Origin of the sequence: Escherichia sp. KTE52, from assembly GCF_000408325.1 — a bacterium.
GTDB classification, from domain to species: domain Bacteria; phylum Pseudomonadota; class Gammaproteobacteria; order Enterobacterales; family Enterobacteriaceae; genus Escherichia; species Escherichia marmotae.
This window is the reverse complement of record NZ_KE138676.1, coordinates 25844-47054: the sequence shown is the minus strand read 5'-3', so window position 1 is coordinate 47054 and position 21211 is coordinate 25844. Positions and strand designations below refer to the sequence as shown.

Here is a 21211-nt window from a genome sequence, read left to right as displayed (position 1 = left end):
TATAGATAAAAAAACAGTATTTTATTTAACAGAGCTGCTTTATCGACTTTTTATAATACTAATTAGTTAGAGTAGCCAATTTGTTGCCATTTTACATAACATATTTTTATCAAAGTTAATCGATTGTTGTCTTTATGAGCACATTCCTATGAGTCCATTATTTTATTGTTTCTCTGGTAATAATCACTTATAGGAATAGATGTATTGGGTATAGTCAGGCGGGACGAAAATTTTTTAAGCGAAATTATAGGGTATAGGTATTTTCCCGCTCTTGTCCTCTACGATTAATTCAGCAATTAACAATTAAGAAAAATAGCAGGTAATTCAGCAAGTAAGTCTACCGCAGGCTGTTATATATAGAATATTGTTATTCATTTAACAGTAACACGAAACAACGAAGTGGGATTGTAAGTGAGTGTTATAAAACTCCAGATTCCTTCGAACAATACGTTACCCTGCCTCTAAAAAATACTCCTATGGCGTAAAGTTGATTAGCTCCAACGAATGGCATAAACCTGTGCAGGATATTAACTACTTGTTACTTACAACATTATTTTTACAATTCTGCGTTAAGCCAGAAGCGAATAGTATTGGATACATACATCAAACTTTTTTAATTGCCTTTATAAGGGTTAAAAGTGTGCCCAAAATGCAAATTAGATGTTGATCACAATTATATCAACATATTAGATCAATAGAATTTAAAAAAAATTAAAATCAATGGCGCAAGGCATCGCAACGCATTGAATTTTCTCACCTATTTAAACACACATTATAAACAAGCATTTTACGAAAGATATTTTGAAAATAGATCAATTGCATCCTAATGACTGGGCAAAGAAACTCCAGTGATATTAAGCATGTGCCGTTATGTATGGCCATAAATACAACGTGTGTAACTTATTTTACTCTCTGTCTTACAAAGGATTACCCATGAAGAAAGCAACACTTGTGATTGGCGTTATTGGCGCTGACTGCCATGCAGTAGGCAATAAAGTTCTGGATCGTGTTTTTACCACCCATGACTTCAGGGTCATTAATCTGGGCGTTATGGTCAGCCAGGACGAATATATTGATGCCGCCATTGAAACTGGCGCTAACGCGATTGTGGTTTCCTCTATCTATGGTCATGGCGATATCGACTGTCTGGGCATGCGTGAACGCTGCATCGAGCGCGGGCTGGGTGACATTCTGCTTTATGTGGGCGGTAACCTGGTGGTGGGTAAACATGACTTCGCTGACGTGGAAATCAAATTCAAAGAAATGGGTTTTGATCGCGTCTTCGCACCCAGCCATGACTTAGAAGATGTCTGCCAACTGATGACCAACGATATCAACCAACGTCATGGCGTAGAAATACACATTCTCGAAGAGGCAATCTGATGCAAATTGTCTCTGTCGATATTGGATCGACGTGGACCAAAGCAGCCCTCTTCACTCGGGAGGGGGACGCGTTAACGTTGGTTAACCACGTTCTGACTCCAACCACCACGCACCATCTGGCGGAAGGTTTTTTCTCCAGCCTGAACCAGGTGTTAAACGTAGATAATGCCCTCCCCCTGTTAAACTGCGGTGAGGTTGCATTGAAGTATTCCTCCTCAGCCAAAGGGGGACTGGCGGTCGCTGCAATGGGGTTAGTGCCTTCTATCACCCTGGAAACTGCGAAAGTAACCGCTCACTCTGCTGGCGCTAAAATCACGCAATATTACGCCTACAAGCTGAACCGCCGTGATATTCAGGCGCTGGAAGAGACACCGCCAGACATCCTGTTGTTCACCGGCGGCACCGACGGCGGTGAAGAAAGTTACGGACTGAATAACGCCCGCGTGCTGGCAGAATCAAAACTCGACTGCGCCATTATTTATGCCGGAAACAGGGATATTCAGGATGAAGTGCAAGCCATCCTTGGGCATAAAGAGCTGACTATCGTCGATAACGTCCTGCCTGACCTTGACCATCCAACCCCTTTGGCCGCGCGTCAGGCCATCTGCGACATTTTTCTCAAACGTATTGTTAAAGGAAAAGGACTGGATGTCATTGTTGATGAAACGGGCGAAGAACCGATGCCGACACCGTGGACGGTCTATGAGTTGGTAAAGGCCATCAGCAATGTAAATAGTCACTGGAAAGAGTTCATTCTTCTCGACATGGGCGGCGCAACCACCGACGTCTATTCCGCCTGCATTAATCATCTCGCGCCAGATACCGTTTTGCACGGCGTACCAGAACCATTCATAAAACGAACCGTAGAAGGCGATCTGGGGATGCGCGTCTCGGCGGCGGTGGTTGGTGAAAACGCAAAAGACTTAGTCAATATGATCTTTGCTCAGCAACCCGTGCAGCAGGAGGCTTTTTATCATTACCTTCGTCATTTGGCCGCTCATCCCGAATACTTACCCGCTAACACAGAAGAAAAATATTTCGATGCTGTGCTGGCCGGGCTGTGCGTGGGTTACGCCACAGAACGTCATGCGGGCACCAAAAAAGAAGTCTGCACCTGCGTCGGTAATGTTGATTTACAAATGGGACGCGACCTTACCACCGTGCACAAAGTCATCGGCTCCGGTGGATGGCTGTCGCGCGCCAGCCAGTTTGATATTCATCACTGGCTGAAGTACCGCGAGTTAAACGACGACGGCAAACGCATTCTCTTACCGACTCAATTTGAATATTACCGTGATTCACAGGGGCTATTTCCACTGCTGGCAAACGTCGCCAGAGTAGACCCGCAAGCCGCTGCGCTCACCAGTATTCAATGCTTAACCCTATAACAATTAAGGCAGCAACCAATGGAACTTCGAAACAAGAAATTAACCCATGACGAATTCATGGCCGAGCGGCAACAGGTACTGAAAACCTGGGAAACTGGCAAGGACGTTGAAAAATTCGAAGATGGCGTTAAATACCAACAAACCATTCCTGAACATAAACGCTTCTCCCTTGCCCTGCTGAAAGCAGACCTGGAAGGTAAAACACTTAGCCAGCCGCGCGCTGGCGTGGCGCTGATGGACGAACACATTGAACTACTGAAAACACTACAAGAAGAGTGCGATCTGCTGCCGAGCACCATTGATGCCTACACCCGTCTGAATCGTTACGAAGAAGCGGCGGTGGGCATTAAGAAGTCCATCGAAGCCGGAACATCTAAACTGAACGGTTTACCGGTGGTTAACCACGGTGTCGCAGCGTGCCGCCGTCTGACCGAAACCCTGCAAAAACCGTTACAGATCCGCCACGGCACGCCAGATGCGCGCCTGCTGGCTGAAATCTCAATGGCCAGTGGCTTCACCAGTTATGAAGGCGGCGGCATTTCCTACAATATTCCGTATGCCAAACGTGTAACGCTGGAAAAATCTATCCGCGACTGGCAGTACTGCGACCGCTTAATGGGGTTGTATGAAGAACATGGCATTCGTATCAACCGCGAACCATTTGGCCCACTGACTGGAACGCTGATCCCGCCATTTATCTCGCACTCTGTTGCGATTATCGAGGGCCTGTTGGCGTTGGAACAAGGCGTAAAATCTATCACTGTTGGTTATGGCCAGGTCGGCTGCCTGACACAAGATATTGCGGCGATCCGGTCTCTACGTGAACTCGCGCACGAATACTTCCAAAACAATGGTTATACGGACTACGAGTTAAGTACGGTGTTCCACCAGTGGATGGGCGGTTTTCCGGAAGACGAATCGAAAGCGTTCGCCATTATCTCCTGGGGCGCGGCGGTAGCAGGCATGTCGGGCGCAACTAAAGTTATCACCAAAAGCCCACATGAAGCATGGGGTATACCTACCGCCGCCGCCAACGTGCAGGGGCTGAAAGCCTCCCGTCAAATGCTCAATATGGTCAGCGATCAAAAATTCCCGCCATGCCCTGTGGTTGAACTGGAAATTGAGCTGATTAAAAGTGAAGTTCGTGCCGTCCTGAATAAAGTGTTCGAACTGGGCAATGGTGATATCGCGCGCGGTACAGTGCTGGCTTTTGAAGCGGGTGTACTGGATGTACCCTTTGCGCCAGCCGCCTGCAACGCGGGCAAACTTCTTCCGGTTCGTGACAACACCGGGGCTATCCGCGTACTTGAAGCCGGAGCCGTTCCTCTGCCAAAAGAGATTCTTGACCTCCACCACGATTACGTTGCCGAACGCGCACGCGTTGAAGGACGCCAACCGACATTCCAGATGGTTGTAGATGACATCAATGCCGTATCCCACAGCAAATTAATAGGAAGACCATAATGAAAATAAAACAGGCCCTTTTCACCGCTGGTTACTCATCGTTCTATTTCGACGACCAGCAGGCGATAAAAAACGGAGCGGGTCATGACGGCTTTTTTTATACCGGGGAGCCAGTAACGCCCGGTTTTAGCGCTGTGCGCCAGGCCGGGGAGTGCGTTTCAGTTCAGTTGATTCTGGAAAACGGTGCCGTCGCCGTCGGTGACTGTGCTGCTGTTCAATACTCCGGAGCTGGTGGCCGCGATCCACTATTCCTTGCTGAACACTTTATTCCGTTCCTCAACACGCATATCAAACCTTTGCTGGAAGGTCGCGATGTGGACGCATTCCTGCCGAATGCCCGTTTCTTCGACAAACTGCGTATTGACGGCAACCTGCTGCACACTGCCGTGCGTTATGGTTTATCGCAGGCATTACTTGACGCCACCGCGCTGGCAACCGGTCGCCTGAAAACCGAGGTCGTTTGTGCCGAATGGCAATTACCCTGCGTAGCGGAATCCATTCCGTTATTTGGTCAAAGCGGTGACGACCGTTACATCGCTGTGGATAAAATGATCCTTAAAGGCGTCGATGTCCTGCCACATGCATTGATTAATAACGTTGAAGAGAAGCTGGGCTATAAAGGTGAAAAACTACGCGAATATATCCGTTGGCTGGCGGATCGCATTTTGGGCAAACGCACCAGCGCACGCTATCGCCCTACCCTGCACATTGACGTTTACGGCACTATCGGTCTGATCTTCGATATGGATCCGGTGCGCTGCGCCCAATACATCGCCAGTCTGGAAGACGAAGCACAAGGTTTGCCACTGTACATTGAAGGTCCTGTCGATGCCGGTAATAAACCTGATCAAATTCGCTTGTTAACCGCCATCACCAAAGAGCTGACGCGCCTCGGTTCCGGCGTGAAAATTGTCGCTGACGAGTGGTGTAACACCTACCAGGATATCGTTGATTTCACCGATGCAGGCAGTTGTCATATGGTGCAAATTAAAACGCCGGATCTTGGCGGTGTTCATAACATCGTTGACGCAGTGTTGTATTGCAACAAACACGGGATGGAAGCCTACCAGGGCGGCACCTGCAACGAAACAGAGATCAGCGCCCGCACCTGTGTGCACGTTGCGCTGGCCGCACGCCCAATGCGTATGCTGGTCAAGCCAGGGATGGGTTTCGACGAAGGCCTCAACATCGTCTTCAACGAAATGAATCGTACTATCGCACTGTTGCAGGCTAAGGGATAACAGATGGCTCGTAAATTCAAAGTGTTATCGCCAACAGCCATTCTTGGTTATGGTTTCCCGGAAGAAAGTTTTAATAAGGCGATGGAAGAATCACCGGATCTGATCGCCGTTGACGCCGGTTCATCTGACCCAGGTCCCCATTACCTGGGGGCGGGTAAAGCCTTTACCGACCGGGCGGGCGTCAAACGCGACCTGCGTTACATGATAACCGCTGGCGTGAAGAACAACATTCCGGTGGTAATCGGTACGGCAGGCGGCTCCGGCGCGGCCCCACATCTGGAGTGGTGCCGTGAAATTATTCATGAAATTGCGCAAGAAGAAAAACTCTCGTTCTCGATGGCGCTGATTCCTGCTGACGTCGACAAAGCACTCGTCCACGAAGCGCTGGATAATGGCAAAATCACGGCGCTGGATTTTGTCCCGGCATTAACCCATGAAGCAATCGACGAAAGTACCTACATTGTGGCGCAAATGGGGATCGAGCCTTTCCAGCGGGCGCTGAAAGCAGGCGCTCAGGTGGTTCTGGGTGGGCGCGCTTACGACCCGGCCTGCTTTGCCGCACTGCCTATCATGCAGGGGTTTGACGAAGGGCTGGCGCTGCACTGCGGGAAAATCCTTGAGTGCGCGGCCATTGCCGCAACGCCTGGCTCCGGTTCAGACTGTGCAATGGGTATCATTGACGACAACGGCTTTACGCTGAAGACATTTAATCCACAGCGTAAATTTACCGAAACGTCCGCCGCCGCGCATACGTTGTATGAGAAATCTGATCCGTACTTCCTGCCTGGACCTGGCGGCGTACTGAATCTGAAGAGCTGTACATTTAAAGCGGTCAATGATGGCGAAGTGTATGTCAGCGGTTCAAAACATGAAGAAACGCCGTATGCCCTGAAACTGGAAGGCGCCCGTCGGGTTGGCTTCCGCTGCCTGACCATTGCCGGGACCCGCGATCCTATTATGATTGCCGGGATCGACAAAATTATCGAAGAAGTGAAAGCAAGCGTAGCGAGTAACCTTTCGCTGGACGATGACAGCATCCGCATTACATTCCACCTGTACGGAAAAAATGGCGTCATGGGTGCTCATGAACCCACGCAAACTGCCGGACACGAACTGGGGATCCTGCTGGATGTCGTCGCGCCAACTCAGGAGATTGCCAATAGCGTTTGCTCGCTGGTGCGTTCAACCATGCTGCACTATGGCTATGAAAATCGCATCGCTACCGCAGGTAACCTCGCCTTCCCGTTCTCGCCCTCAGATGTACAGGCTGGGCCGGTATATGAGTTCTCGATCTATCACCTGATTGAAGCCAACGACGCACTGCGTTTTGATTTCCACATCGAACAGGTGACGCCGGAAGGAGTTCAGGCATGAAACAGTCAATTCGTTCACTGGCGCAGGTGATCCGCTCCAAAAACGCCGGACCCTATGAACTGGTTTTAGATATTTTATTTAAAACGAAAGAAAACTATGAGCGAGTTAAATCATCTGGGCAATTAACCCCAGAACTGGTGGCTGGCTTATATCATGTTGAACCTGAATTTATTCATCGTATTGTCTGGTTTGATCCTTCTAATGCAGTAAAAATCGTCATGCCACGAGATATTATCTCCGGAAATGTGGGTGATAGTGATGTTTATGGTGCACAGCAACACGCACCTTTATTAAGTATTCATTTTGATATTTAATAATTAATATTGTTTAGATTATCAACCTCATAAATGTACCTGCACATATTTATTCATGACAGGTACATTTATCTAAATATATCAATAAAATAAATTGCGAAGCATGCTGGTATTATCACATCTTAAATAACGGGTGAACTACATCCCTCTAAAAATCACACGTAATTAAACAAAAAATGCTTAAGTAAATACCGAATGACAACGTGATATAAACATCCAGCTCCTGCTGGAAAAATGGCCTGTCTTAGCATTCGGTAAAAATAACCACAACGAGAGAAGAGATCATGTCTAAACCATTCGTCTGGCAGGATCCGTTTTTGCAAGATAAAGACGGTACAGAATATAAATTAATTAGCGATCAACATATTATGGTAACGAAGTTAGACGGTGAAGACGTAATAAAAGTCGCCCCTGACGCGTTAACGTTGCTTGCCCGACAGGCATTTTATGAAGCCTCTTTTTTCTTACGCTCTGCTCATTTGCAACAGGTCGCCAGCATTCTTAACGATCCGCAAGCCAGCAGTAATGACAAATACGTGGCCTTGCAGTTACTGCGAAATGCAGAGGTCTCGGCAAAGGGAATATTACCCAACTGTCAGGACACAGGCACAGCAACGATTGTTGCCAGCAAGGGACAACATATCTGGACCGGGTGCAATGATGCTGAAGCCCTGAGCAAAGGTATTTACAGCACTTTCCAGGAAAATAATCTGCGTTTTTCGCAAAATGCGCCACTGGATATGTATACCGAGATGAATACCCAAACCAATCTCCCGGCGCAGATTGATATCAGCGCCGTACCCGGCGACGAATACCATTTTCTGTGTGTTAATAAAGGGGGAGGCTCCGCCAATAAAGCCGCGCTTTATCAGGAAACAAAATCTCTCCTGCAACCGGAAAAACTGACCGCATTTTTAATTGAAAAAATGAAATCGCTGGGCACCGCCGCCTGTCCGCCCTACCATATCGCCTTTGTCGTCGGAGGACTTTCTGCCGATCAGGCGTTAAAAGTCGCCAAACTGGCTTCAACGAAATACTACGATAATCTGCCCACCAGCGGAAACGAGCAGGGACAAGCATTCCGCGATGTTGAACTGGAAAAAACATTGCTCGACGCCAGCCAGCAATTTGGTATTGGTGCTCAGTTTGGTGGCAAATATTTCGCTCATGATATTCGTGTTATTCGTCTGCCACGCCACGGCGGCTCCTGCCCAATTGCCATGGCGCTCTCCTGTTCCGCCGATCGCAATATTAAGGCCAAAATTAACAAACACGGTATCTGGCTGGAAAAACTCGAACATAATCCGGGGCAATATATTCCTGTATCAATGCGGGAAGAAAATCGCACGCATCATATGCATCTCGATCTGAATCGTCCATTGCGTGACGTGATGCAAGATCTCGCCACGTTACCAGTCGGCACCCGCGTGTCGTTAAGTGGGCCAATCGTGGTGGCGCGCGATATCGCCCACGCAAAAATTAAAGAGCGACTGGATAACGGTGAACCGATGCCGGATTACCTGAAACATCATGTTGTCTATTACGCAGGGCCGGCGAAAACACCAGAAAACATGGCCTGCGGTTCATTGGGGCCAACCACTGGCGGTCGAATGGACGGTTATGTCGATACCTTTCAGGCAGCGGGCGGCAGTCTGGTCATGTTGTCGAAAGGCAACCGCAGCCAGCAGGTCACCGATGCCTGTCACAAACATGGCGGCTTTAATCTGGGAAGTATTGGCGGTGCGGCGGCGTTACTGGCGCAAGAATATGTCAAAAGCCTTCGCTGTCTGGAATACCCGGAGCTGGGCATGGAAGCCGTGTGGATGATGGAAGTTGAAAATCTGCCCGCATTCATTCTGGTGGATGATAAAGGCAATAATTTCTTTAGCCAGTTTGAGCAGCAACACCGCTGTGCCAGTTGCCCTGCGGGGCATTAATGAAAGTGAATGTTACGCTTTAGTCGTGCAGGGTGAGCTGATCTTTATGCTGGCTTACCATTTTCTGGATACTGAAGAGGTGAACGCCTCACTGCAAAATTGCCCCATCAGGCACAACCAGGTCTCGACGGTTAATATCTGCGCCTGGCATTTCGCCAGGCGTAGGTTTACATCTCCTCCGGCACCACCGATTTTGCCAGCAACCACTCACGAAAGAGCTGCAAGTGCGGATATTCAGCCTTCTCTTCCCGCCACGTCATAATGAAGCGATTACCGGTAAGAATGGGCACATCGCACGGGATCACCATATCACCACTATCTAAATCGTGTTGGATAGCGAACCGCGGCAGCAATGCCACGCCGAGATTAGAGCGCACGGCGGCAATCAGCATCGAAAGCAAATCGAAACGCGGCCCATTATTGACCAGCGGACTGCTAACGCCCGATAGCGCAAACCACTCTTCCCAGCCAGTAATACGGGTGCTCTGATGCAGAAGAGGTAGCTCACTAAGTAGTTCTGCAACGGACAGCTTTTGATCGGGCAGTGAAAGCAAACTGCCGTTGCATACTGGCAGAATCTCTTCCTCAAAGAGATATTCTACCTTCGACCAGGGGGCGCAAAAATTTTCGCGCATAATGACAGCATCGTATTCCCGATTAAGAAAATCCCCGTTATTGGCTAATGAGTGGATATTGACAATAATATCGGGATACAATTTATTGAACTCACGTAAATTGGGGATCAACCAGTGCGTGCTGAAGGTAGGATTGACAGCAAGCTCAATAACCTGAACCGTGGGTTGCCAGGTCATGATTGTATTTGTGTCACGTTCCAGTTTATTCAATGTTTCTTTAACAATTCCCAGATAATATTTACCGGCATCATTAAGGAATATTCTTTTTTTAGAATGCGCAAATAATGATATATGTAAAAACTCTTCCAGTGCGCTAACTTGTCTGAATACTGCACTTTGGGTTAACGCCAACTCCTCTGCTGCTCTGGTATAACTTTCATGACGTGCGACTACCTCAAAAGTCACCAGCAATTCCGTTTTGGGTATTTTTCCTCTCATAATGCCGTCCCTTAAAAATAGTTTAAACTATCAAAAATACATTACTTATTACTAAGTAATGGTAACCAAAGCAGCAATAAATAATTTATAAGTATCATGATTGATATTTATAACCCAGCACGTTCGGTATGGCAATTACCTTAATGAGGCAATAATAATCCGAAAAGCAAAACGCCCTTCGGATTATTATAATCAATATTAAGAAAAACTATTAAACTGATAATTATCATATCTATGGATATTATGATAAACAACCAACACCGATTTTATTTTTGATTTATCGCATATCCTTCTAAGAATTTTTGCGATGCTGCAATATCCGGAGTAAAGATGCGATCCTGCTCGACAAATGGCACGACTTTTCTGTAGGCGGTAAACATCGCTTTTGTTGATTTACCTAATGCCAGTTGTGGATCGGCTTGCAACCGCAAATCGATTGCCTGCGCGGAATGCATCAATTCAATGCCATAAATAATGTTCAAATTATCAACCACCTGTTTCAGTCTTCTGGCTGCATGGTCGTTATTGGCACCGGTATCTTCAATGCCTCCGGCAACCGGTTGAATATCGAAAGAAACAGGATTGGCGAGATCAACATTTTCTGCATGCAGCGCGACAAAAGGAATATGCAGCGAACCGAAGCCGTGACCTTTATTACCGGGTGCCGACAGGAAGCGCGTTAAACCCGTAAAGTGATCATCTTCCAGGTGCAGCGAGCGACGCATACTGTTATGCGAAACATGCACTAACGCCACGGTCAGACGCTGGGTGGCAAGCGCAACAGGTAACGATTCGAAGTTTGCCGTCGGGAAAATCCCGCCGCTGATTGCGCCATCTTTAACAAAATATTGCGCGACCTGGCTGGAATCCTGGTACGCCTTATCAGCATTCAGCACAGTTGCCGGGTTATCGTCAGAACTGTTGATCTGCACGGTAATGATATCTTCTGCGTCATGTAGCGCACGTACCGACTCAGAAAGGGTATACACCGTTGTTCTGAACGATAACGGATCCTGCAATGCGCGTTTGTCATCCTTATGCCATAAATAAGAACCGATTAACGCATCGCGGATCTCTTTCGCGGAATCAGCCAACTGCGGGAAAGGACGCACGCCGATCGACTGCGGCAGTACCGGCGCGACGTTACCATTCAACGCTTCCAGACTCATAGCGAAAACCACCGGGCTGACATTCAGCAACTGGCGTGCCGACCGTACCGCTTCAATCGCATACGCCGTGCCAACGCTGTTGTTCGACAAAATCGCCAGCATATCTTTACCCTGCGGCACCAGTGGTTTAAGCCCCACTTTCGCCAGCGCATCGCCACCACTCATTTCCACGCCATTAACCCGCGCTTTCCATTCCCCCATCATCACCAGGCCAACGTGTGATGCGAGCATAATATCTGCTGCGCCAATGCTTCCACGCGCCGGAATTAAAGGTGTAACGCCGCGATTAATAAATTCAGCATACAGTTCGGCAATATAAGGCTGCGCTCCGGTTTGCCCATGCAGCATGGTATTTAAACGTAATACCATTGAGAGACGAGCAAGATAATCCGGTAACATTGAGCCGACGCCTGCAGAATGGGCGCGCAGCGCGGCAGCATTAAATTTTTTCGACGCGTCAATCACCTCTGGCGTTAAATTTCCTTTGGCATCAAATATGGGCTGATCTTTATTTAGCCCCACGCCCACGGTTAAACCGTAAACAGGTGTTCCAGAATGCGCGGCGGTCATCACCAAATCATAACTTTTTTCCATTCGATCCATGGCTTTCGGCGCGATTTTGACGTCGTTATCACCTAACGCAATTGACCAGGCCTGGTCAATTGAGAGATGTTCGCCATCCAGCGTAATGGTTGATTTTGCCATCGCGATGGAGCAAACGCTCCAGAGCACAACGGTGACAGTGACTCTTCGTATCAATCCTTTCATTGTGTTTCCTTATCATGATGAGTTTAACAACGGGTTACTGCGACAACGTCTTAATTTGTCTTATCTTTTTCCCCCGCCGAACAATGCTGGTCACCAGGCGAGCGGCAACTTTCGCAGTCAAATTATCGCGATCCAGTTCCGGGTTAAGTTCGGCAATATCCGCAGCAATCAACTTCTCGCTACCGGCGATTAAATTCACAATGGCTTCAGTAATATTTAACGGCACGCCTAACGGTGATGGCGCAGAAACGCCGGGAGCCTGATACCCCGGTAGGACATCGAGACAAATCGTTAAATAAATAGCGTCACACGCCTGAATATCTGCCGAGAGCGCATTAATAACCTCATGCAAATCGCTTTCAAATTGCAGAGATTCGTCCAGCCAATAACGCACGCCGAGGCTATCAGCGCGATCAAATAACGCCTGAGTATTGGCAAAACGGCTTATTCCCAGCACGCGATAACTAAATGGTTTGCCATGCTGCGTGTTCCACTCCTGCATCTGGCGAAATGGCGTACCTGAATTGGCCTTTTCAGCCATCCGTAAATCAAAATGCGCGTCAAGGTTGATAATCAGCAGTCGCTGGATATCAGGGCGCGACTGCATAATCCCCTGAAATGTTCCCCACGCCACTTCATGACCACCGCCCAGAACCAGCGGAAAACTGTTACGCGCAATGACCGTGGCAACGTTTGTCGCCAGACAGTTTTGTGCGGATTCCAGCGCCTGTTCCTCACTTTGCACATCGCCCATATCAAAAATAGCGTCTTCATTGAGCACCGGCATATTGCCCAATATGCTGCGTAATGCACCCGGCCCACCTGCTGCGCCCGTTCGCCCACCGTTACGTTGTACGCCGTCATCAACGGCAAAACCTATCAGCGTACAGCCTCCAAGGCTTTGTTCACTAAACGGTTGCACATGCTGATGCCAGCGAGTGCTGACGCCGGTTTCCTGCGAGTCAACACGCCCACTCCACGGCAAAAATGTTTGCTTCATTACCAACTCCTTTTTCCACCGACAATCAGCCCCTGACAAGGCTGGTGCCCAAACCAATAGGCCAGTTCACGTGGATGATTTAGATCCCAGACCGCCATATCCGCCCGTAACCCCGGCGCAAGTTCCCCCCGATCAATAAGTCCAAGTGCCTTTGCCGCATTACGCGTAACGCCCTGAACGGCTTCCAGCGGTGTCATGCGGAACAGCGTACAGGCCATATTGATCATCAATGGCAATGACATATTGGGAGACGTTCCGGGGTTATGGTCCGTGGAGATGGCAATTGGCACGCCCGCTACCCGCAAAGCGGCAATCGGCGGTAGATGGGTTTCGCGCAGGAAGTAATAGGCCCCGGGGAGCAGAACCGCCACCGTTCCGGCCGCTTTCATGGCAACGATCCCCGATTCGCTAAGGTATTCCAGATGATCGCAGGACAGCGCAGAAAACGCCGCCGCCAGCGCCGCACCTTGCTGGTCAGAAAGCTGTTCGGCATGGAGTTTTACCGGCACTCCATAGTGTTGCGCTTTACTGAAAACGCGCCGTACCTGGTCTGGGCTAAAGGCGATGTTTTCACAAAAAGCATCAACTGCATCAATCAGCCCCTGTCCATGCAGGACGCCCATCCAGTCGCAAAGCGCTGTAATGTAATCATCACTGCGTCCGGCAAACTCTGGCGGTAAACTGTGCGCCCCAAGAAAAGTAGACTGAATACGTAACCCGGTAGATTCCTGTAAGCGGCGAATGACGCGCAAACAGCGCGCTTCATCTTCCAGCGTCAAGCCATAACCGGATTTTATTTCCAGCGTACTGACGCCTTCACGCAACCAGTTTTGTAGTCGCTGCGCCGCCAGTTCAAACAGTTGCGTTTCGCTGGCAGCCCGCGTGGCATTGACGGTAGATAAGATCCCGCCGCCCGCTCTCGCAATATCTTCATAAGCCACACCTTGCAGCCGCATCTCAAACTCATTCGCCCGCTGGCCGCCATACACCAGATGCGTATGGCAATCCACCAGGCCAGGCGTCAGCAACTTACCCTGCAGGTCGTGTTCCTCTGTAATGTCCGCCGTCAGTTCGCGAGGGATCTGCGTCGCTTTGCCAAACCAGACAATAGTGTCGCCACGGCTGATTAATGCACCGTTTTCAATCACTCCCCAATCGTTAGCGGAAAGCGTCGCCAGCGTGATATTTCGCCAGAGCGTTAATGCACTCATAAGGATTTTTCCCCTCGTAAATAATAAAGCCACCAGCCTGCCAGTTCATCGGCAGAAACTTTTTGCTGTGGTTCGAAACGCCAGGGCTTGCCATCAGGCTGAGCCAGCCATAACAGCGTATTCGTAGCTACAAACGTCCTCTTCTCGCCGCTTATCCACTCCCCGTCACACAACGTGAACAGCCCCGCTTGCGCGAGTGACGGAGGGAGCCAGTCAACGGCACTTTGCACCCGCAACATCCCCACATCAGCTTCCCGCGCCATGACATTGAGATCGCGAACAGTCCCGCCCAGCAACTGGCAATCCGGCATCGCTTCACCTGGGAAAATTAAGGCGGGATCGTGACGTTGCAGGTTGATGATCGAATCGACAAACGTCAGTTTCACCCCTTCCCCATCGAGGATCGCGAGACCACGTACCACGCCTGGCCACGCCGAAAAAGGACCGTCCTGACTGACATTCGCCATACTGATGCGCAACAACCAGTTTTCATCATCAGGCCAGGCAAGCAGTTGTCGGGTAAAACCTCCGCCGTTACGCCACGATTGCAGAGGCTTATCCAGTGCAGATATCAGCATCACATCCATATTACGACTCGGGATAAATAGTCTGGGCAGGGACACTGGTGGTGCGTTTCGCCCACGGGTAATAGATAACGGCAGTCATTAACAAACCGATAATCCAGGAAATATCCGCCCCGTCCATCAGTACAGAAATGGGCCCCTGATACAGTTTTTGATTCAGGAAGGGGATCTGCACCAGCACACCAATTCCGTAGCAAACCAACGCGGTTTTGTTATACGCGCCATAGCGTCCCTCCGGTGTATAAAGTGCCGGAATATCGGTTTTACCTTGTGAGATGAAGTAGTAGTCGATGAGATTGATAGCGCTCCACGGCACAAATACCGTCAACAGCAGCAGAACGAAGTTTTTGAAATTATTCAAAAAGTCTGCGCTTGCCGCCAGCGCGACGACCATCGACAACAGCACGAAACCTACAACGTAGGCAGCGCGAACACGCTGTGAAACCTGGCTGCGATTGTTAAAGGCGCTGACGGTCGCCAGAATCGACATAAAGCCGCCGTAGGCATTCAAACAGTTAACCGTCAGTTTGCCGCAAACAATCACCGTATAAATCAGAATGGCAAACGTTGGCCCGGCTAACTCGCCCATAAAACCGACCTGATCTTTCAGGAAGTTAGCACCGCAAGCAGCAACAAGAACGCCAAAGGTCATGGCACATTGCGCGCCGAGCGTGGTTCCCAAAAAGGTGGCAAAGAAGATAGATTTTGCAGGGGTATCAGCCGGTAAATAGCGGGAATAATCAGAGGCGTATGGTGCAAACGTTAGTTGCCATCCTGCAGAGAGGGCTATCGTTAATAAAAATATAGAAAAACTAAAAGGTTTTTGACCAAATGCCGCAGCCACATCGTAGTGACCGCTAAGTTGAGTGGCCAGGTAAATAAACCCCAGAATACTTAATATCCCTGCAACACGGCCAACGACGTGAATAAGTTTATAACCGACCAATGCGATCATCGCGGTAAGCATACCGAAAATAATAATTCCGGTCGATGCTGACTCAAAACCAAATATCCGGTTAATCGCCTGACCGGATAATACCGTACCCGTCGCGGCAAATCCGAGATACATAATAATCACCATCAGTAACGGTAGCGCCGCCCCTTTGACACCAAAGCGAATACGACTGGAGATCATCTGTGGTAATCCCAGCTTTGCGCCCTGTGACGAGTGCAACGCCATAACCGCACCGCCGATAATATTACCGATTAATAAACCAATAATTGCTGACATGGCTTCAGAGCCAAAAATAATCGCTAACGCGCCGTCCACCACGGCGGTAATTTGTAAGTTAGCACTTAGCCACAAAGTAAACTGGCTGGAGGGCGCGCCATGGCGAGCGGACTCAGGAACGGCGTTAATAGTATTTGATTCTAAAACCGGTTTTTTACTGCGGATAGGGCTGCTTGATTCCATGAAAAAGTCTCCTGCAAAATGAGAGGTCATTTTTTGAAACAGCAAAAGAGGGTCGAGAGATATTTCTTTCGACGATGTAATGAATATTTTTTGATAATTATTGTTATACAGGCGGATTACTTTCCGCCTGTATTAGCGCAAATATTAAATAACAGCGTTAATATTTAGCGAATCATCGGCAATTTCAGACCATAATTTTTGGCACATTCAATAGCGGCTTCATAACCGGCATCAGCGTGACGCATAACGCCTGACGCACAGTCATTAACCAGCACACGCGCCAGGCGTTTTTCAGCTTCTTCGCTACCATCAGCAACAATGACCATCCCGGCGTGCTGGGAATATCCCATCCCAACGCCGCCGCCATGATGCAGAGACACCCACGTTGCCCCGCCCGCCGTGTTGAGCAGACCATTGAGCAACGGCCAGTCAGATACCGCGTCACTGCCATCGAGCATACTTTCGGTTTCGCGGTTCGGGCTGGCGACAGAGCCGGTATCAAGATGATCGCGACCAATCACAATCGGCGCTTTTAATTCACCGTTGCGTACCATTTCATTGAATGCCAGCCCCGCCAGGTGACGCTCGCCAAGCCCCAGCCAGCAAATTCGTGAAGGCAAGCCCTGGAAAGCAATACGCTCGCGCGCCATATCCAGCCAGCGGTGCGTCAGCACGTTATTGGGGAACAGCTCTTTAATTTTGGCATCAGTCTTATAGATATCTTCCGGGTCACCAGACAGCGCTACCCAACGGAACGGGCCTTTGCCTTCACAGAACATTGGGCGAATATAAGCAGGGACAAAGCCCGGGAAATCAAAGGCATTTTGCAGACCTTCATTGAAGGCTACCTGACGGATATTGTTGCCATAATCGACAACCGGAATACCCATCGCCTGGAAGTCCAGCATCCCCTGGACATGCGCCACACAACTTTGTGCGGCGTCTTTTTGCAGCCTGGCGTGTTGTTGCGGATCTTGTTGTGCCGCACGCCATTGTTCTACGCTCCACCCCATCGGCAAATAGCCGTTAATCAGATCGTGGGCAGACGTCTGGTCAGTGACCAGATCCGGTTTGATCGCCCCCTGACGTGCACGTTTCACCAGTTCAGGAACAATTTCTGCCGCATTGCCCAGTAGCGCGATAGAAACGGCGTCTTTGCGCTCGGTGTGGTATTTAATCAGCGCCAGTGCATCATCGAGATCTTTCGCCTGTTTATCGACATAACGGGTACGCAGACGGAAGTCGATGCTACTTTGCTGACACTCAATATTTAATGAACATGCCCCTGCCAGAGTCGCCGCCAGCGGTTGTGCTCCCCCCATGCCACCCAGACCCGCAGTCAGGATCCACTTTCCGCTTAGCGAATTGTTGTAGTGCTGACGCCCCGCCTCAACAAAGGTTTCAAACGTTCCCTGCACAATGCCCTGGCTACCAATGTAGATCCACGAACCGGCGGTCATCTGTCCATACATGAACAGACCTTTGCGATCGAGTTCGTTGAAGTGATCCCAGTTGGCCCATTGCGGCACCAGGTTAGAGTTGGCGATCAACACACGTGGCGCGTCAGTATGGGTTTTAAATACACCAACGGGTTTACCGGACTGAACCAGCAGCGACTCATCGGGTTCCAGATTTTTCAGGGATTCCAGAATCTGGTCGAAACACTCCCAGTTACGTGCCGCGCGGCCAATACCGCCGTACACCACCAGATGTTGCGGATTTTCAGCCACGTCTGGATCAAGGTTGTTCTGCAACATCCGATAGGCAGCTTCGATCTGCCAGTTTTTGCAATGCAGTTGAGTACCTTGTGGCGCATGGATGACGCGGCTGGTATCAATACGAGGATCTGAAGGCTTACTCATGAATCTTCTCCTGTTACTGGATAAAATTAAATGCTGTAATCGCCCAGAAAGATGAGCGAATGAATACAGAAACGGCTTATATAATTCCTGTTTATAATTTCGTATTATTAATTCATTTAGTGAATTTAATTTCTATAGCATATTCACCGTGAATATAAATTCAAAAAATTGCCAACGCTTTGTATGCGAATTCAATATGCTTAATTTAACTTTTGGAAAAAGTGATATTGTTGGCAAAATATTTTCTCATTTGAACATATGAATATGATGAGATTGCAAGATGTCTGTAATTTAATTATTCGCAAAAACGTATTCACGACAGCTAATCATTAACGTAATAGCCGAAAAACCAGCGTTGTATCAAGAAAATAATACATTGATATATAGCGACATTTAAAAACAACCATTAATTTTCAAGCATAAGAGCATGTCTTGTTATCATTAATACATATTCTATTCTTATCATCCTTAAAATAACAAACCCTAACTAAAAAAGCTGGCAAACATATAAAATTTTAAAATATGAACCCTGGAGAATATAATTTTTCATTTTCAACAAAATGGCATCAAGAAAAAGCGGTGGTAGCTTATAGCGATATTGATTCACTTATCGAAGCCCCGCAGGAGACAGGATTGATTCAACCAGCAGTCAGATTTCGACCGTGGTTAACGTTTAAGGCATAAAAAAGGCCATCATAAGATGGCCAACCATGTCGAAACCGACAGCCCTTCGCCATTCCTGTAGAGGGACGCGGCGAGGGCTATTTCTTATTACAGATATTTATTTCAGAACAGTTTTCAGTGCTTCACCGATGTCAGCCAGGCTGCGAACGGTTTTCACGCCTGCGGCTTCCAGGGCAGCAAATTTCTCATCCGCAGTCCCTTTACCACCGGAAATGATTGCACCTGCGTGACCCATACGTTTGCCTTTCGGCGCAGTCACACCGGCAATGTAACCCACAACTGGCTTGGTGACGTGCTCTTTGATGTACGCAGCCGCTTCTTCTTCGGCGCTACCGCCGATCTCACCGATCATCACGATCGCTTCGGTCTGCGGATCTTTTTCGAACATTTCGAGAATGTCGATAAAGTTAGAGCCAGGGATCGGATCGCCGCCGATACCGACACAGGTAGACTGACCGAAACCGTAATCCGTGGTCTGTTTAACTGCTTCATAAGTCAGCGTACCGGAACGGGAAACGATACCCACTTTACCAGGGCGATGGATGTGGCCCGGCTGGATACCGATTTTACACTCACCCGGAGTGATTACGCCCGGGCAGTTCGGGCCAATCATGCGCACGCCCGCTTCGTCCAGTTTCACTTTCACGGTCAGCATATCCAGCGTCGGGATGCCCTCAGTGATGGTGATGATAAGCTTAATGCCTGCGTCGATGGCTTCCAGAATGGAGTCTTTGCAGAACGGTGCTGGTACGTAGATAACAGAAGCAGTGGCACCAGTGGCAGCTACTGCTTCACGCACGGTGTTGAACACTGGCAGGCCAAGGTGGGTAGTGCCGCCTTTACCTGGAGTTACGCCGCCCACCATTTTAGTGCCGTATGCAATGGCCTGTTCAGAGTGGAAAGTCCCCTGGCTACCGGTAAAGCCCTGGCAGATAACCTTGGTGTTTTTATCAATTAAAATGGACATTATTTCCCCTCCACTGCGGCAACAACCTGCTGAGCTGCATCCGTCAGACCTTTTGCTGCAATAATATTCAGGCCGCTGTCAGCCAGTTTCTTCGCGCCGAGTTCGGCGTTGTTACCTTCCAGACGTACGACAACCGGGACGTTAACACCCACTTCTGCTACCGCGCCGATGATACCGTCAGCAATCAGGTCGCAACGAACGATACCGCCAAAGATGTTAACCAGAACGGCTTTTACTTTTTCGTCAGAGAGGATGATTTTGAATGCTTCGGTCACGCGTTCTTTGGTTGCACCACCGCCAACATCGAGGAAGTTAGCCGGTTCACCGCCGTGCAGTTTAACGATGTCCATCGTGCCCATCGCCAGGCCTGCGCCGTTAACCATACAACCGATGTTGCCGTCCAGCGCTACGTAGTTCAGTTCCCACTGTGCAGCCTGCGCTTCACGCGGATCTTCCTGCGACTGGTCGCGCATTTCGCGCAGATCAGGCTGGCGGAACAGTGCGTTACCATCAGCGCCCAGTTTGCCGTCGAGGCAGATAAGATCGCCCTGTTTGGTGATAACCAACGGGTTGATTTCGATCAGCGCCAAATCCCGTTCCAGGAAAATGGTCGCCAGGCCCATGAAAATTTTGGTGAACTGTTGAACCAGTTTACCTTCCAGACCCAGTTTGAACGCCAGCTCGCGTCCCTGATACGGCATCGGGCCGGTCAGCGGATCAAGCGCAACTTTGTGGATCAGGTGCGGGGTTTCTTCCGCCACTTTTTCGATTTCCACGCCACCTTCAGTGGAGGCCATAAAGACCACGCGGCGGGAGCTACGGTCAACAACGGCACCAAGATACAGCTCTTTCGCGATATCGGTCGCCGCTTCAACCAGAATCTGGTTAACCGGTTGTCCATTGGCGTCTGTTTGATACGTTACCAGACGCTTGCCCAGCCAGTTTTCTGCAAAAGCACGGATGTCTTCTTTGCTGTTTACCACTTTCACACCGCCCGCTTTACCGCGGCCACCAGCGTGAACCTGACATTTCACTACCCACGGACCGGCACCGATTTTTGAAGCGGCTTCTTCTGCTTCGCGCGGAGTAGTACAGGCATAACCCACCGGTGCTGGTAAGCCATAGCGGGCAAAAAGTTGTTTTGCCTGATATTCATGTAAGTTCATGTATTCTGTCCATCCTTTAGTAATCGTTATCTTTTAAACCGTAGACCGAATGTGACGTATCGCTTCCGGATATTGTCGGATGCGGCGCGAGCGCCTTATCCGACCTACATCAGAGTCACCCGTAGGCCTGATAAAACGCGTTAAGCGTCGCATCAGGCATCGCTTGTCGGATGCAGCGCGAGCGCCTTATCCGACCTACATCGGAGTCACCC

Annotated in this window: 16 protein-coding genes; 7 read left to right on the top strand and 9 right to left on the bottom strand. The window is 49.2% G+C overall.

What is annotated here, in order from left to right:
* Nucleotides 1-933: 933 nt before the first annotated feature.
* The 7 genes from glmS to A1SC_RS20835 all read left to right on the top strand — a co-directional run bounded on the left by glmS (nt 934) and on the right by A1SC_RS20835 (nt 9101).
* On the top strand, nt 934-1383 hold the full coding sequence (gene glmS / locus A1SC_RS20805) for a methylaspartate mutase subunit S (RefSeq protein WP_000710399.1): 450 nt from the start codon (nt 934-936) through the stop codon (nt 1381-1383).
* On the top strand, nt 1383-2771 hold the full coding sequence (gene glmL / locus A1SC_RS20810; RefSeq protein ID WP_001516005.1) for a methylaspartate mutase accessory protein GlmL: 1389 nt from the start codon (nt 1383-1385) through the stop codon (nt 2769-2771). Before glmS ends, glmL begins: the two co-directional genes overlap by 1 nt.
* An 18-nt stretch (nt 2772-2789) precedes the next feature.
* A complete protein-coding gene (locus tag A1SC_RS20815) occupies nt 2790-4235 on the top strand; it encodes a methylaspartate mutase subunit E (protein WP_001516004.1) in 1446 nt (481 codons plus the stop codon).
* Complete coding sequence (locus tag A1SC_RS20820; RefSeq protein ID WP_000695017.1) at nt 4235-5476, top strand: methylaspartate ammonia-lyase; 1242 nt, start codon at nt 4235-4237, stop codon at nt 5474-5476. The genes A1SC_RS20815 and A1SC_RS20820 overlap by 1 nt, the downstream gene beginning before the upstream one ends.
* Before the next feature lie 3 nt (nt 5477-5479).
* Nucleotides 5480-6850, top strand: coding sequence for an acyclic terpene utilization AtuA family protein (locus tag A1SC_RS20825; RefSeq protein ID WP_000101359.1), 1371 nt, complete (start codon nt 5480-5482; stop codon nt 6848-6850).
* On the top strand, nt 6847-7164 hold the full coding sequence (locus A1SC_RS20830) for a DUF4387 domain-containing protein (RefSeq protein WP_000813902.1): 318 nt from the start codon (nt 6847-6849) through the stop codon (nt 7162-7164). The genes A1SC_RS20825 and A1SC_RS20830 overlap by 4 nt, the downstream gene beginning before the upstream one ends.
* 284 nt (nt 7165-7448) lie before the next feature.
* Entirely contained in the window at nt 7449-9101 is a 1653-nt protein-coding gene (locus A1SC_RS20835) for a class I fumarate hydratase (protein WP_000042551.1), read from the top strand.
* Between the two features lie 167 nt (nt 9102-9268).
* Here the strand turns inward: A1SC_RS20835 and A1SC_RS20840 are convergent, their stop codons facing one another.
* The 9 genes from A1SC_RS20840 to sucC form a co-directional block, all read right to left on the bottom strand.
* Nucleotides 9269-10174, bottom strand: coding sequence for a LysR family transcriptional regulator (locus tag A1SC_RS20840; protein WP_016261821.1), 906 nt, complete (start codon nt 10172-10174; stop codon nt 9269-9271).
* A 266-nt stretch (nt 10175-10440) separates the two neighbouring features.
* A complete protein-coding gene (gene hutH / locus A1SC_RS20845; protein WP_016261820.1) occupies nt 10441-12111 on the bottom strand; it encodes an HAL/PAL/TAL family ammonia-lyase in 1671 nt (556 codons plus the stop codon).
* Nucleotides 12112-12145: 34 nt separating this feature from the next.
* Nucleotides 12146-13111 (bottom strand): formimidoylglutamase, encoded by a 966-nt coding sequence (hutG, locus tag A1SC_RS20850; protein WP_000814581.1) that lies wholly within the window; start codon nt 13109-13111, stop codon nt 12146-12148.
* The gene (gene hutI, locus A1SC_RS20855; RefSeq protein ID WP_016261819.1) at nt 13111-14322 is read right to left on the bottom strand and encodes an imidazolonepropionase; all 1212 of its coding nucleotides are present in this window, start codon (nt 14320-14322) and stop codon (nt 13111-13113) included. The genes hutG and hutI overlap by 1 nt, the downstream gene beginning before the upstream one ends.
* Nucleotides 14319-14900: a HutD/Ves family protein gene (locus A1SC_RS20860; protein WP_232019553.1), complete on the bottom strand. Its 582-nt coding sequence runs from the start codon at nt 14898-14900 to the stop codon at nt 14319-14321. Before A1SC_RS20860 ends, hutI begins: the two co-directional genes overlap by 4 nt.
* 10 nt (nt 14901-14910) lie before the next feature.
* Nucleotides 14911-16320 carry a cytosine permease gene (locus tag A1SC_RS20865; RefSeq protein ID WP_016261817.1) on the bottom strand — a complete coding sequence of 470 codons (1410 nt, stop codon included), beginning with the start codon at nt 16318-16320 and terminating at the stop codon, nt 14911-14913.
* A 164-nt stretch (nt 16321-16484) separates the two neighbouring features.
* Nucleotides 16485-18182 (bottom strand): urocanate hydratase, encoded by a 1698-nt coding sequence (hutU, locus tag A1SC_RS20870; RefSeq protein ID WP_001515997.1) that lies wholly within the window; start codon nt 18180-18182, stop codon nt 16485-16487.
* 781 nt (nt 18183-18963) lie between these two features.
* The gene (sucD, locus tag A1SC_RS20875) at nt 18964-19833 is read right to left on the bottom strand and encodes a succinate--CoA ligase subunit alpha (RefSeq protein ID WP_001515996.1); all 870 of its coding nucleotides are present in this window, start codon (nt 19831-19833) and stop codon (nt 18964-18966) included.
* The gene (gene sucC, locus A1SC_RS20880) at nt 19833-20999 is read right to left on the bottom strand and encodes an ADP-forming succinate--CoA ligase subunit beta (protein WP_001048605.1); all 1167 of its coding nucleotides are present in this window, start codon (nt 20997-20999) and stop codon (nt 19833-19835) included. Before sucC ends, sucD begins: the two co-directional genes overlap by 1 nt.
* Nucleotides 21000-21211 lie beyond the last annotated feature (212 nt).